Origin of the sequence: Bradyrhizobium sp. Tv2a-2 (assembly GCF_000472425.1) — a bacterium.
Taxonomy (GTDB): Bacteria; Pseudomonadota; Alphaproteobacteria; order Rhizobiales; family Xanthobacteraceae; genus Bradyrhizobium.
The window spans coordinates 23713-38123 of the sequence record NZ_AXAI01000039.1 but is presented as its reverse complement, the minus strand read 5'-3'; the positions used below and the strand labels follow the sequence as shown (position 1 = coordinate 38123).

At 59.9% G+C, this 14411-nt stretch carries 5 protein-coding genes and 2 pseudogenes; 2 read left to right on the top strand and 5 right to left on the bottom strand.

All coding sequences use genetic code 11. From position 1 onward, the window contains the following. Nucleotides 1-2 precede the first annotated feature (2 nt). The 3 genes and pseudogenes from istB to A3AI_RS0138970 form a co-directional block, all read right to left on the bottom strand. Nucleotides 3-866 (bottom strand): IS21-like element helper ATPase IstB, encoded by an 864-nt coding sequence (gene istB, locus A3AI_RS0138980; protein WP_024520684.1) that lies wholly within the window; start codon nt 864-866, stop codon nt 3-5. Beyond that, nucleotides 832-2365, bottom strand: a pseudogene (istA, locus tag A3AI_RS0138975) (IS21 family transposase). The gene istB and the pseudogene istA overlap by 35 nt, the downstream one beginning before the upstream one ends. A 72-nt stretch (nt 2366-2437) precedes the next feature. Further along, nucleotides 2438-4447, bottom strand: a complete 2010-nt coding sequence (locus tag A3AI_RS0138970) for a prolyl oligopeptidase family serine peptidase (protein WP_024520682.1) — start codon at nt 4445-4447, stop codon at nt 2438-2440. Between the two features lie 1627 nt (nt 4448-6074). Here A3AI_RS0138970 and A3AI_RS46885 point away from each other — a divergent pair. Continuing rightward, nucleotides 6075-7430, top strand: coding sequence for a carbohydrate porin (locus tag A3AI_RS46885; protein WP_245287053.1), 1356 nt, complete (start codon nt 6075-6077; stop codon nt 7428-7430). Nucleotides 7431-7741: 311 nt separating this feature from the next. On the opposite strand, the gene A3AI_RS44495 is transcribed toward A3AI_RS46885, so the two are convergent. Next, nucleotides 7742-8329: a GNAT family N-acetyltransferase gene (locus A3AI_RS44495; RefSeq protein ID WP_063615526.1), complete on the bottom strand. Its 588-nt coding sequence runs from the start codon at nt 8327-8329 to the stop codon at nt 7742-7744. 360 nt (nt 8330-8689) lie between these two features. Next, nucleotides 8690-9595: pseudogene (locus tag A3AI_RS0138950) on the bottom strand (TauD/TfdA dioxygenase family protein); the annotation flags it as partial. Nucleotides 9596-11072: 1477 nt separating this feature from the next. Here A3AI_RS0138950 and A3AI_RS0138940 point away from each other — a divergent pair. Then, the gene (locus A3AI_RS0138940) at nt 11073-14177 is read left to right on the top strand and encodes a helicase-related protein (RefSeq protein ID WP_024520677.1); all 3105 of its coding nucleotides are present in this window, start codon (nt 11073-11075) and stop codon (nt 14175-14177) included. Nucleotides 14178-14411 lie beyond the last annotated feature (234 nt).

Below are 14411 nucleotides of genomic sequence, written 5' to 3'. Positions count from 1 at the left end.
TGTCAATCGGCATTGGAATGGGACCCCTTATCGGCATCCAAAAGGGACCCCTTTGATCGGCGTGCTTTGCTGGTAGCGCTCGCGGCGTCGGAGCTGGTCGGGGTTGCGGAGACGGCGCGAGCGCGGGTTGTTTGATCGTCGTCGCGGCTTTTAAAGCGCCAGCTGTCGTTACCGGTCTCGACGATGTCGCAGTGATGAGTCAGGCGGTCGAGCAGCGCGGTGGTCATCTTGGCATCGCCGAACACGCTCGGCCATTCGCCGAATGCCAGATTGGTAGTGACGATGACGGAGGTGCGCTCGTAGAGCCGGCTGATGAGGTGGAACAGGAGCTGACCGCCGGATTGTGCGAACGGCAGATAGCCCAGCTCGTCGAGAACGATGAAGTCCATGCGGGTCAGATGTTCGGCGAGCCGGCCTTGCCGACCGTTGCGGGTCTCGGTCTCGAGCCGGTTGACGAGATCGACGACGTTGTAGAAGCGACCGCGGGCACCATCGCGGATACAGCTTCTCGCGATAGCGATGGCCAGATGGGTCTTGCCGGTCCCGGTGCCGCCGACCAGCACGACGTTGCGCTGCTGGGCGATGAATCCGCCGCTGGCGAGATCGTTGACGAGCGTCTGGTTGATCGGCGTGCCATCGAACTGGAAGTCGTCGATATCCTTGGCGAGTGGAAGCTTGGCGATGGTGAGTTGGTACTTGATCGATCTTGCCTGCTTCTCGCTGATCTCGGCGGTGAGCAGATCGCCGACAATGCGCTGCGGCTCATGCTGGCGCTTGATTGCGGTCGCCATGATCTCGTCGAAGGCGGCCTTCATTCCGTAGAGCTTGAGCTCACCCATGAGGTCGAAGATTTGGGTTCGTTCCATCAGATGGTCCTCCGAAGGTTGTCGTAGCGGGCACAATCGGCGATCGGCGCATGGCGTAAGATCAGCGCAGCCGGGGTCATGATGTTGGCTGGTGGGGCGGGCTCACGTTGCCGAGCCAGGATGTTGAGCACGACATCGGCGGAATGGACGCCGTGACCGAGCGCTTCAGCACAGGCGGCCTCAACGGCCGGCAGTCCGTCGGTCAGCACCGCGTTGAGGATGTCGACCATCTGGCGATTGCCGTCATCAGAGCCCGCAAGCTTCCGCCGCACACGTTCGATCGCGGCCGGCAGCACCCAGTCCTTGAACGGAGCGCCGTTGCGCAGGGCGCCGGGTTTGCGCACCAGCACCGGCACGTAGTGCCAGGGGTCGTAGACCGTCTCGCCACGGCCGAATGATCGCGGATGCTCGGCAACGATCCGGCCGTCCTGGCGGATCACGATGCGGTCAGCATAGGCCTGGACCTCAATGGGCCGCCCGACCGCGCTCGCTGCCACCGAGTACTTGTTGTTGTCGAAGCGCACCAGACAGGTCTTGGAGACCGAGGCGGGCACGGCATGGAAGCCGTCGAACCGACCGGCATAGGGAACGAGCTTGGGCCGCTCGGCCTCGAAGACCTCCCAGATGGTCCGGTCGGCGAACTCTGGATGCAGATGCGCCTTGGCGTAGGCAATGCATTTATCGAGCAACCAGCCGTTCAGCCCGTCCAGCGTCTTGAATCGCAGCCGCGGGGTGAAGAACCGTTCGCGGACCAGCCCGACCTGGTTCTCGACTTGACCCTTCTCCCAGCCCGACGCCGGCGTACAGGCAACCGGGTCGACCAGATAGTGGCTGCACATCTGCAGGAAGCGGCGATTGTAGAGACGGCCCTTGCCGACGAAGATCGTCTCCACCGCCGTCTTCATGTTGTCGTAGATGCCGCGCCTGCAGGCGCCCTTGAACAGCGCAAACGCCCGATCGTGGGCGTCAAACACCATCTCCTGCGTCTCGCGCGGATAGGCCCGAACGAACAGCATCCGGCTGTGGCAAAGCCGGACGTGCGCCGCCTTCACGATCACCGTGACCCCGCTCAGCAGGACCACTTCGTGGCTCCAGTCGAACTGGTAGGCTTCTCCGGGCGCAAAGCTCAGCGGCACATAGGCTGAAGCCGTCGAGGCGCCACGCTCCCGGCTCCAGCGCCGCGCATAGCGACGAACCGCATCATAGCCGCCGGCATAGCCCAGGCCGCGAAGCTCTTCGAATAGCCGGATCAGCGTCAACCGTTCCCGCGCCGCCTTGCTCTCGTTCGCCGCCAGCAACCGGTCAAGCTCGGCACTCCAGGGGCCCATCTTCGGAAGCGGCTGCGTCTCTCGCTCGTACCGGAACTCCGTCGCCTCGGAACGGATGACCTTGCGGACCACCTTGCGCGATACGCCAAGCTCGCGGCAGATCGCCTTGATCGGCTGACCATGAACAAAATAGGCGCGACGGATCTTCGCAATCGTCTCCACCACCAGCATCCCAACCTCGGCTTCCATGACTTGATGGAAGCCACTGTGGACCCTTGTCCCGGGGTCCCGATTGGATGCCGATCACCCCGAATACGGGGTCCTTATTCCATGCCGAAACACATCTGACTCATAAAAGGCCACGTTGTAGCCAAGCCTCTGTAGCTTTGCGGCCATTTTGCGAGCGTGCCCTGGATGCACGCGATCATCCCGCCTGGTCGTGGCAAGCAGTATCGTCGGATAGGGACGACCTGATTGAGCCGCGTGATAGGCGGAGATCTCACTCAGGAACGCCCAATCTTCCGCATTGTCTGGATCGCCAAATTCGGCGATCCAACTGGCTCCAGCCAGGAGCCTCGTATAGCGTCGCATGTCGGTCAGCGGCATCGCGCAGAACAACGCCCCGAAACGCTCCGGATATCGGGTCAGCATGTTGGCTATGAGCAGGCCCCCATTCGACTTGCCTTGAGCCGCTATCCGACCAGGGCGTGTCACGCCACGTGTGACCAGGTCAGCAGCGACCGCGGCGAAGTCATCATGTGCACGTGCCTTGCCCTCCCGTCGCCCAGCCTCGTGCCAGCCCGTCCCAAATTCCCCGCCACCTCTGATGTTGGCCGTCACACAGGTGCCCCCTCGCTCCAGCCAAAGGCGGCCGAGCACTGGCTCGTAAGCGGGCAGGGGCGCATGACGGAAACCGCCATATCCCGTGAGATGAACGGGGGCGTCGCCCGTTGTGGTGTTCGGGCCGACTTGGACATAGGGCACAAGGGTGCCATCCGCTGAGATTGCCTCGTGACGAGAGACCCGCAAGCCGCGCGCTTCAAACAGGGGTGACGTCTGACGCAATACCTTCGGCGCACGGAGCGCCGGAAAAAATTTGAAAAGCCTCGGTGGGGTCAAAGGATCATCTGTCGTCGCGAGCAACGTGCCGTCAGCTTCATCGGCGTAACCATCGAGCGGCCAGACACGAACGCTACCAAGTGCAGGTTGGCCTGAAAGCCGTCTCTGCGTCCAGGATTTCCCGCGTAACTCGCAAACCAAATGGGTCGGACATAAATTGTCCAGGATTGACAGGATCAGCCGTCCGGCCGACCAGAATATATCCTGCAGCGCCTGTCGATCACCCGGCTTCCAGAGCACCGTAAAGTCACGCTTACCGGCGAGAAAATCGGTCAACGCCGTCGTGATGACGGTGTCGGGCTCGTAGATGCGCGTACCAATCGTCCAGGGCTCCCGCAAGCGAAGGGAAAGCCACTCCCGATGGACTTGGACGTCGGCATGGGAGGGTAGGTCCAGGCGCTCGCGCGCCCCGGAGCGGTCGCCTAGGTAAATTGTAGCACTAAAATAGTCCCTGTACTCCCCGAATGTCAGTCGCTCAGTCCCCGTGTGATGGTCGACCGATCCCCACACACTCAGATTTGCCGAGTCTGTTTCGAATAGTACGGCTGCGTCCAGCACGCTTGACCCGCGCGACCATAGCCGCACTGTCCGTGCATAGCCGCAACGCGTAGCCATATTGGGTCCGAACGCGCTCGATAGAAGCAGCGTATTGCGGTCAAGCCAGACCGCTGCCCCTTTGGCTTCGGGCAGCGCGAAGCCATCCTCAACAAAAGCAAGACGGGTTAGATCGAACTCCCGCAACACCACAGCGTCGCTGCCACCCCGACTTAAGCGCAGGAGCGCTCGATCATGAGTTCGCGGAAGGACAGTGGCCCCCGCCCATATCCAGTCCTCCCCCTCTGTCAGTGCCAGAGCATCCAGGTCCAGGAGGACCTGCCACCTTGGCGTACCCGAGCGATATCCGCCTGCCGTTGTTCGCCGCCACAACCCTCGTGGATGCTCCGCGTCTGTCCAGTAGTTGTAGAGCCGCCTGCCGTAACGGCAGACCGTTGGGATTCGCTCTGCTCCATCAAGCAGGTCGCGCACGATATTCTGGTCTCGCACAAGGTCCGAATCCCCATAACGGGACAGCGTTTCCGCATTGCGCGCGGCGACCCACGCGACGGCCTCTGGACTATCGATTGCCTCCAGCCAAACGTGGGGGTCGTCGTCAGGCTGCTCGGTTGTTGGTCTTGGATCGAAGTCCTTATCCATACTGGTGATAGCTCTACCTTCAGTGGGCGTGGGGGACGCAAGAAACAGCCGTGACGTTACTATGGGCAGGGGCTGCTCGATCGAACGATTAAGCATTGGAAACACTGCTCTGCCTGGGGAGGTGCGTGAGCTATGCCGCGCCGCGCCTCCTGCCGATCCTCCGCTCGAGTTGCGGCGTATCGTCGACCATGGCGTTCACACGCAGAGATGAGATCAGGCCGACCGCGCTCTCTGCCGGCTTTTGCCGATCGCGCTCACCGACACATGATTGGCAACCGGCAAGCCAGCGCAGAACTGCGTGGGCAGCGCGGAGGCATCGGTTCCGAAGGTCAGCGATCCGCCCGAAGAGGCGGAGAAAACTGAGCATTTTCTCTGGCGTAGCGTACGCCCGCCGTCGAGTGTCAGGCCCGAGTTCAGCGCTCACCGTTGGTCCCCATGGCGGGGCGCGCCGATATTCGTGCAACGTGTAGCCATTGCTGCCTCGCCGCGGGCGGACCTTCGCGGCGTCGCCGACGTGCTCTGCGCAGAGAACGATATACATGCGCTGCTGCTCTAAAACTGACGGGACTAGAGACGAGAGCAGCAATTGCCGTACCAGTTGTGATACTCGCGAAAGCTGGCGTTCAGCCAAGGGCTTGAAAAGGATTGCATCCGGTTCAGGCCGCTAGGCGGGCCGACGCAATTGCGACACACGTAGGAGATGCGACAACCCGGCTTTGAGAAGTCAGGCCGAGAGCCGACATGGATGGACATGGTCGCACCTCCAGCGGTGACGCTTATGGTGAAACTCGCAATAAGACCGAGCGATTGAGTGCCCACCAGCGACTGACATTCTTGCCTGGTGGAGACTGAGCGATGCATGGCCAGAGTTCGTCAATGCCGCACTGCGTTCGATCCAGCGTCGAAGGCAATGCCTTGTGCCCCGTCAACTGCCAACTCTGGCAATTGATGGAGGTAGAGAACACATGGCAATCGTGGAACGAAGTCGCGGAACCACGTATCACCGAAGTCAGGATGGACGCTATATGGATCTGGGCCGCGCCATCGACTCTATGGATGTGTTGACCCGCCCGAAGCTATCAACGTCCAACCTCCAACGCGATCTCTCCCTCCCTTGGAAGCCCATGATGAAGCTTCTCGCGCGATCGGCTAGCGCGCGCCTACCAACATTCTCCTGTCGAAGCTATCGATTACAGGACGCCTCGACGATTGGGACGGCAATGAAGCTTCATGGTGCCGACCAGTCGTGGCGCATGCGCGCCGCCGTGCTGCCGAACGAGAGCTCATTCTCTTCGCCGAGACGTCTTCTGCGAGCAGAACGCTATGAACAAGCGAAATCCTCGGCCCAGTGTGGAGGAGGCAGGTCGCTCCTCTCGGTTTGCTGGCGCAACTGCGATCCGCCCTGCCGCCGCGAGCTATGTCGCGGAGCGGAACCGAACAACGCCGGCACCTACTCGATTTCGCTTACTATGCATGCTTGCAGCGTCGTGGCCATGTCGATCCGAATATACTCGGCTGCGGCGCCAGCTTTCAGCTTCCGACGGCCCAGGAGGCAAGGAGGACTGGCTGTCGCGCTGTCGCTAGCGACGGGGCTCGTCGGCGGTTCGACGGGGTACGATCCGCCAACGTGCCCGATGCCAAATCTGACACCCCGGATGACGTCTCTGAAAGACGAACTCACAAGCAGACCGATCCGGCCACGAAGTTCCGAAGCCATCCCGTCGAACGAACGGTGCATCTCGTCACCAGCCCGGCACCGGCGCAACATACCAACGCGTCTACCTCAAGGCGCAAAAGTGCAGATCATGCTTCTGGGAATACAACTCAGAAAAAGACCGACCAATTCGCGAAGTTCGAAAACCTCCGTGAAAAAGGTATGTGGCTTGTTATACCTCCGCCTGCTGATACGATAGATCGGGATAACGGCGGAGCGAGATCTGCGCTGGCAGAGGTCGGAATCGGTTATGTCGGCGGTTCAGTAAATACGTTCATATCCAATCAATTGCCGAATGCAGCCAGAAGCACCATTCGCGATCAGCTGTATGCAGGTCAGAACCCAACATTTAGTACGCTTAATTTCATGTTCGTGACCTACGATCTCAGCCGCTTCGGGATTCCCGATGGTCAGATCATCGTTGGCGCAGAACAGCAGTATTGGACATGGAAGCCTGGCGGACCGGATCGGGCGGGACTCAATACAATCGCGTACTATCAGACGTTCTTCGGTGGGAAGCTTGAAATCAAAGCGGGTTACCTCAGAAATATAAACGAGTTCGCAGGTACGGTCGTTGGAGGGAACGCAGCGGCAAATGTTTTCGGAGCTTCCTCAAATATCCTGTATCAGGCAGGCATGAGCAACAACGCAGCGCCGACACCAGCTCTCAATCTGAAATACAATTTCGATGATCGCTTCTACAATAGGATTTCAATCCAGCGCTCACTTAGTCCGGACGGTCAACTTGCGCAGATTGCGGAAAATCCGGCCGGCCTGAATTGGAGTACCGCGAATGCGGGCGTTCTTCTACTCAACGAAAGTGGCTACAAGAACAAAGCTGCTCCGGGGTTGCCCGAGACCTGGTTGCGGGCGGGTGCCGGTTTCAACAACAGCAGCTACACGAACCTGCAGCATCCGGAGCAACCAAGGGCGAACGCGAACAGCATCTACTATGTAGCCGCGGACAGACAGCTCTGGCAGTCTGACGTCCGTAGCTCGGCGGCTCGTGGTATCTATGGCGGCTTTTCTGTGATGTACGCTCCGCCCGACCTGAACAGGGTCAGCCAGTATTACGAGCTTCGCCTGTATGCGAAGGGACTGTTCGGGAGCCGGCCCACTGATCAGATTGCTATTGTCGCCACTAATACCGTTTGGAGCAATTGTGCCGTGGATGCTGCTTTGGCTCAAGGACATCTCGTGCATCGCGACACGACAGCGGTCGCGGGAACGTATCCGCGCATCTGGCACCGGGCATATACGGTAGCGTAGGGCTGGCATACATCAATAGCCCGACAGGCATCATACACACGCCTCGAACGGGACATGCTCTGAATTTGTTCGTGTCGACATCAGTATTCTTCTAAGTCTTGAAGCTTACGACAGGGCGGGCGGCGGCGCGATCTTGAAGCGCGCATGCCATGGAAGACTGATGCTCTGCAATTTAGAGCCGGGCTCCAAAATGTGGGCGAGGGGACGGTCGACGGGCTCTCATATCCTTTTGGCATGAGGGCCTTTTGGGCGGTGGTTCATGTCGATCGCTGGGATAGCCGAAGGTAGCGACGGTGCGTATCGGAATTCGCTCAAGAAGCTTGTCTCGACATTGGCGTGAGCGTCGGCGAAGAACCGTGTTGAATCTTGCCGACGATCGTGAATCCATGACGTTGATAAAACGAGACGTTTTCCGGATTCGAACTTTCGAGGTAGGCGGCGATGCCTTCCTCATCACATCGCCGAAGAGCGTGCTTCATTAGCAATGTGCCAAGTCCTTGGCCCAGCCAATTCGGGTCGGCGGCTATGAGAGGCAGATACCAATGTGGCTCGGGGGGACGATGCTCAGCCATGCTCCGCCTTAAGCGCGCCATATCTTCCGCGATCTCCGGGCGCAGGGAGTGAGCCATGATTTGGTCCAACGCTTTTTCATCTTGGTCGACGCCGGGCGGGAGCCACAAAGCGGCGGCACGAATTGCCTTTGTCACGTAAGCTGTCCTGTGTTCGAACGCCCTGCCGCCCGTGGCGGCAACGAACTGAGGCATGGTCCGGAAGTATTCGCAGGGGTCCGGCCAAGTCCAACGCGCGAGCGGGTCGGCTGCGAAGCCGAGCACAATCGTCCAGATGGTGTTCGCCCGGATCGTTGTGTCCGCAGATCTGATTTCCGACTCCGATATCATATTTGGTATCATATTTGGTTTGGCCTCAGCTTTCGTCGAATCCGCCGCTCGCAAGCGACGCAATAAATGGCGAGTGTTCGCATGCCTCGAAACGCTGCCGCAGCGGACAGCGCCTAAAGGCGCAACTCAGAGGTTGGCCGGCAGAGACCAACAAGGAGCGGGCCTGGCTCATGGACGCCAACCCGGGCCCATCTGCCCAAGAAGGATGTCGGGCTCGTCTGGCACTCGTTTCGCAAGGACCGCCGAACCTTGATGTCGGCAAAGCCGGCGGATCCTCGAAGAGAAGTCGACTTGAAATATGCGTCTGCCTCGGCTCTGGCGAGAATCGCGAGTGCCTAGGCGCACTTTCGCGCGCGACTCCTTGGTGCTCTTCGTGCGTGTTACGCTGCTCCGCCCGTCGACGCCGATGGGCGCCTCGCCATCGATGGTGGCGCGCCGAACGACGCGACGCTGGTTGCCGTAGTCATTGACCGCATAATGTTGCGTGGCACGGTTGTCCCAGATCGCGACATCGCCTTCCTTCCAGCTCCACCGAACCGTGTTTTCGGGTGTGGTGATATGAGATTGGAACAGTTGAAACAGCTTCTGGCCGTCATACTTAGGGATGCCAACGAAACGCTGCACCACATCACCAAGAACCAGCGTCCGTTCGCCGGTCTCCGGATGGACCCGTACAACGGGGTGCTCGGTCTCATAGATCGTTCTGGTAAACACCTCATCGAAATGCTTTTTATCCGCTTCGCTGCCTCGCGCCATCACGGCGTAATCGAAGGCGTTGCTGTGAACGGCCCAGAGTTCGTCCGCAAGCCGTTGCAGTGGGCCCGGCAGGTCGAGATAGGCGGCTGCTGTGTTTGACCAGATTGTATCGCCGCCAAATGGTGGCATCACAACCGCGCGCAGAACCGCGATCTTGGGGTACCTATCGAGAAACGTGCCATCGCTGTGCCACAGATCTGCGCGGCCGGCGGCGCGCGCCGAATCAAGCTCGATCATCGACACCGTTCCCTTGATAGCGCCGAGCGTCGGATGAGGCACAAGCTTTCCGAAGCGAAGAGCAAATCGCTCCTGCTCGGCATTGTCGAGATGATTCTGGTCGCGAAAAAAGATGACCTTGCGCTCGAGCAGCAGACTGTTGATCGCAGCGATCGTCTGGTCAGGCAAATCACCGGACAGATGGACGTTTTTGATTTCAGCGCCAATGCGGGCCGCGCGTTTGACCACGTCGGCATTCGGAATGGCGTTGTCGATCAAAGCGGCTTCGCTCATTGTGGTCGTTTCCAAATTCGGCGTCTTCGCCAAAAAGCCCGGGATCGCGAGACGGCAAATGAATGCGAGATTGTGGACGCTTAACGGGATTCATCAAATCCCGGTCGATCGATGCATGGGTGCGCTGATCCGGTGATGTCGGCTAGTGAACGCGCCTGAGCGACCTACATTGAGGCATAGGTCGCACGGGTCTGTCATCTCGCCAAAACTGGTAGTTGACCAGTGGGGCGGACCACGGATGTCACAGGTACTTCGCATTTCTCACCCTCGCCGATCGGCGGCCAGTCTCGGACCTAATTGATGCAATCTCGGCCTGTCCGGAATGGCCAAGCGGACGGCCATCGATGCGCTCTTGTGCCGCGCCGCCGCCAGCGATGCCTACGAGGCGAGGCGCATCGATCGCGGGGCTACCAGGTCCGGAGGGCTCGCTGCTGTCGGCGGAGTGAGCCAACAGGCGTCCGTGGACTTGGAGCCGAACGTTCTTTTCTGGCAGGATTTAGTGCAAGCCAGTTGACGTCCAAGAAAGCGGACATGAAGACTGGCAGTCCGTGTTGCTCATCGCCGGGTCGGCATAATCATCGCGATCTCCACCGTCACGTCACCGCAGCCGCCGACGGCGTGGGAGGTTGCCGTCGGCGCGTATAGCACCGCAGGTCTACATCCCCTACGTCGCCGATCAGTGTCTTGTGGGTAAACGGTATCCAAGCATGCAAGCGCGGCGAGATGTCCAACCCGGACACCGGCTGAACAAGACGTCATTTGCGCGAAATAAAGGTTTGCAGCGAGGAATGGCGATTGTTCTTCTCGGCGCGAACCCGCGACCTGTGTCACCTCAGCCGTGTTGGCATGCGTGAGGATTGCGCGCGACCCTGCCGCGACGGCTCCCGGAAGGGAGCACGCCCACAGAGAGGGAGGAGCGTCAACCGGCGAAGAAACCGCGTAAACCTGTGGCTGGACAGAAAAACATGCCGACGCCGATGGCCTCGACGAAGCGGCCTAGAGCGAAAAAGCCCGGGAGCCTGCTCAAAGAAGTAAGCCTGACGGGATTGTTCGGTATTACAGGAGTGGACCATTGGAGTGGTGTGGTGGTTGGCGAACTCGCTGGTCGCAATCATGGCATTCGGACATCCCCGTCCTTGCACCGCAGATTGCACATGAGCCGTTCCCGCTTCTCAAGATCTGCTCGGCGAATAGGGGCTGATCGAGATGCGCTCATTCTCAATTCGTGTTCCACGGGGATGATTGAGATTGGACACGTGCGTCCGCGACAGAATTCGCATATGTACGTAGGCTTGGGCTGGCTCCCGTGTCAGAGCGGGCCAGTTCGAAGCAGTTCTCCGCCATCAGCGCCAGCTGGTGGCCAATCAACGACGAGTTCAAAGTGGGTCGTTCCAGTAAAGCGCGCGTTGCCGGCAGAGCGACGAAGCGAAATAAATCCTTTTCGCGGGTGAATATCTCATCGTCATCGCCCCTGGGCATGATGGCGCTCCATCTGCTCGCACAGTGGAGAAAGTCGGGTCGAAACGGGGTTGTGTTTTTCTCCGAAAATGAGAACAGGGCCGAGCGGCTGGCGGCCGTCATTCATGCCCTCGATCGTTCGTGCGATGTGCTTGTTTTGCCGAGACTGAATACGCTGCCGTTCGATCAACTGGAGCCGTCGCGTGAAATCGCCGGCAGGCGAAGCTCGGTCCTGCGACGCCTTGCCAAGCCCGAGAAGCCAATCCTGCTGCTGTCCACGGCTGAGGCCGTGATGGAGCGGCTGCCTACACCGACCAGTTGGTCCCGATTGATCCTTCGTTTGAAAGTGGGTGCCGCGTTTTCCGAGCAAGACCTGCAGGCGCGGCTTGAGTCTCTCGGGTACGACGTGGATGAGGAGGCGGACTATCCCGGTGGCGCGCTGTTCCACGGGAAGACATTCGAGATCTTTCCTGCCGGCGCGCTTGGTCCCTTCAGAGTGGAGCATTCCGGCGGGGTCATACGACGGATCGTGGCGTTCGATCCGATAGAACATGAGATCGTTTTTGAGACGAAAGAGCTTATCATCGACCCTATGTCGGAGCGGTTAGCGCTCGGGAACATGCGCGGAAAGCGCTCGACCATGTTCGACTATTGTAGTCGTTCCAAGTGGCTAGCGGACGCGGGCGTTGCGGCGCACGCCGACGGCTGGCTTAGCACAATCGAGGAGGCGGCCAATCGCTCGGAAAGTGGGCGCCAATATCTTGGGAGGCGCGACTGGAAGCAGGCCGCCAGGCGTATGAACGTGCTGCCGCAACACGCTCCATTTGTTTCCACGCCGGACTTCTCTCAGGTCTCATCGCCCAGAAAAGCCCTCCGTGCATTCGTCGACCAGGCCCGGCGCGCGGGTTCGCGTTTGGTTTTCGTCGCAGCACAAGAAGACGATCTACGCGTCATGGAGCGGATGAGCGGTCTCAAGGCGGATCGCTTTGCGGATTGGAACGCGGCGTCGGCCGAACGCAGTCGTGAAGGGGCGCTTTTGGCCGACTTCGATGCGGGGTTTGTCATGCCTGGCCGGAAAGCGGTCGTCTTTTTAACTGCTTCCGATCTGCTGGGCAGCAGGGCCCATCATTGGCAGCCCCTTGCCAGAAGCTGGAGTGCGGCTTTCAAACACGCAGATGTGCCGGAGCAAGGTACGGTGGTCGTTCATCTGCAACGAGGACTGGCCGTGCTGGATGGACTACAGACCGTTGCAACCGGAAACGGGCCCTTGCGCGAAGTGATCAGGCTCGTATTCGCCGGAAACGGTGCCATTCTCGTTCCGCCTGACGATCTTGCCGTGATCTGGCCATATGCGTCGGAGCTCGGCGAGCTCACCCTCGACAAGGCGGATGGAAGTACATGGTGGACCCGGCGTACACAAGCGGAGAACGAAATCCGAAACGTCGGCAAGCAGCTCTCCAAACACATCGGCCACCGACGTCGCCGGCGAACCCCGAAAATCGTACCTCCGGCCCCCGTCTATGAGAGGTTTGTCGCACGTTTCCCGTATTTCCCGACAATCGACCAGGCGAAGTCCATTCGGGACGTCTTGGACGATCTTGCGTCCGGCCATCCGATGGACCGGGTCATTTGCGGCGACGTCGGGTTCGGTAAGACGGAGGTCGCTTTGCGTGCGGCCGCCGCAGTCGTGCTGTCAGGGAAACAGGTGGCCGTCGTAGTACCGACGACAGTCTTGGCAAGACAGCATCTCGCGACGTTCCGCAGGCGTTTCAGTCCGTTTGGTATCGAGGTCGGAAGCTTGTCGCGAGCCGCTTCGGCTTCGGAGACCAGGGCGACGAAGGAAGGCCTGAAAACTGGAAGAGTGAAGGTTGTGGTGGGAACTCAGGCTCTCGCCTCCGGAGACGTGAAGTTCGCCAACCTTGGTTTGGTCATCATCGACGAGGAACAGCATTTCGGGGCCACCGAGAAAGCGAAATTTTCGGAACTGGCCAAAGCCATCCATACGCTTTGGATGAGTGCCACGCCGATTCCGCGAACGCTCGCAGCAGGTTTGGCAGGCTTCAGGGATCTCAGCGTGATTGCCTCTCCGCCCGTTAGCCGACTTCCCGTTGTCACAAAGATTGCTCCGCTTTCAGATGCCGCTATTGTCTCGGCATTGCTCCGCGAACAAAGGCGGCACGGCCAAAGCTTTCTAATATGTCCACGCATCGATGATCTCGACCCGATGTTGGCGCGGGTGCAAACGGCGGCGCCTGACCTCCGCATCGTCTGTCTCCACGGCAAGTTGCCCGCCGAAGAGATTGACAACCGAATGATGAGCTTCGTCGAAGGCATGGCTGACGTTCTCCTTGCGACCAACATCGTGGAGAGCGGTCTGGATATTCCGCGGGCAAACACCATCATTGTTTGTTGGCCCGAAAGGTTCGGTCTTGCGCAACTTCATCAGCTCCGGGGAAGGGTGGGTCGCGGCGGAACGCGTGCGTTCGCATATTTGCTGACCGATTCGGACGCGCAGCGATCTGAGAAGCGGCTCAAGGTTCTAAAGGATTTCAACAAACCTGGGGCTGGTTTTGCCATCAGCGAGCGCGATCTGGACCTCAGAGGAGCGGGGGACCTGCTTTCGGAGCGCCAGTCGGGCCACCTCCAGGTGTTTGGACCGGTGCTCTACAGCCATCTTCTAAAATTAGCCTCGGAGAAACCGGACCACGGAACCGCGGGTCTGTGGGTACCCGACCTCAATCTGCCGACCGCAGACATGTTGCCGGCAAGCTACGTGCAATCGGAGCCGGTGCGGCTGGAAATCTACGCCCGCGCCGCCCGTTGCCGAAGCGAAGACGAAGTCGACGACCTGGAGGAGGAGACTTCCCGCCGCTTCGGCAGATTGCCGCCGACGGCCCGCGAGTTCTTTGCCGCTGCAAGGCTCAGGATCGACTGCGGACGAAGAGGTATCGTAAGACTTGACGTCGGGCCCGAGGCAGTAGCCGCGACATTCCTGCCTGGACGTCTTCGAAAATCAAAGGGGCGATCGCTGCAACGTGACGGTGATCGGGTCATTCACACAACTAAGGAGCGCGACACGCCGTTTAGAAAGGTCGAACAATTCTTCGACCTTCTGGACGAGTAATCACGGCCTCGCCAAGAGCGCAGATCGCGTCCTCGCGGCGGAACCGCTCTTAGCGCAAGCGGACATCGAACCCACGAACCTGCGCCGCACGCCATTGGTCAGCGCTTTGGGCGCGTGGGCGCTGAGTCCGGCACGTTCATGTCACTGCCGCCGCCTTCGAATATGACCCGGGCGGTGGGTTCTGACCGCTCTATCGCAAAAAAGGCGGAGGTCCGCAGACGGATCGGCGCAGTG

Bases quoted from the DNA above. Each gene is read 5' to 3' on its own strand.
- istB (WP_024520684.1), bottom strand. From the start codon at position 866: ATGGAACGAACCCAAATCTTCGACCTCATGGGTGAGCTCAAGCTCTAC.
- A3AI_RS0138970 (WP_024520682.1), bottom strand. From the start codon at position 4,447: ATGGATAAGGACTTCGATCCAAGACCAACAACCGAGCAGCCTGACGAC.
- A3AI_RS44495 (WP_063615526.1), bottom strand. From the start codon at position 8,329: ATGATATCGGAGTCGGAAATCAGATCTGCGGACACAACGATCCGGGCG.
- A3AI_RS0138940 (WP_024520677.1), top strand. From the start codon at position 11,073: ATGATGGCGCTCCATCTGCTCGCACAGTGGAGAAAGTCGGGTCGAAAC.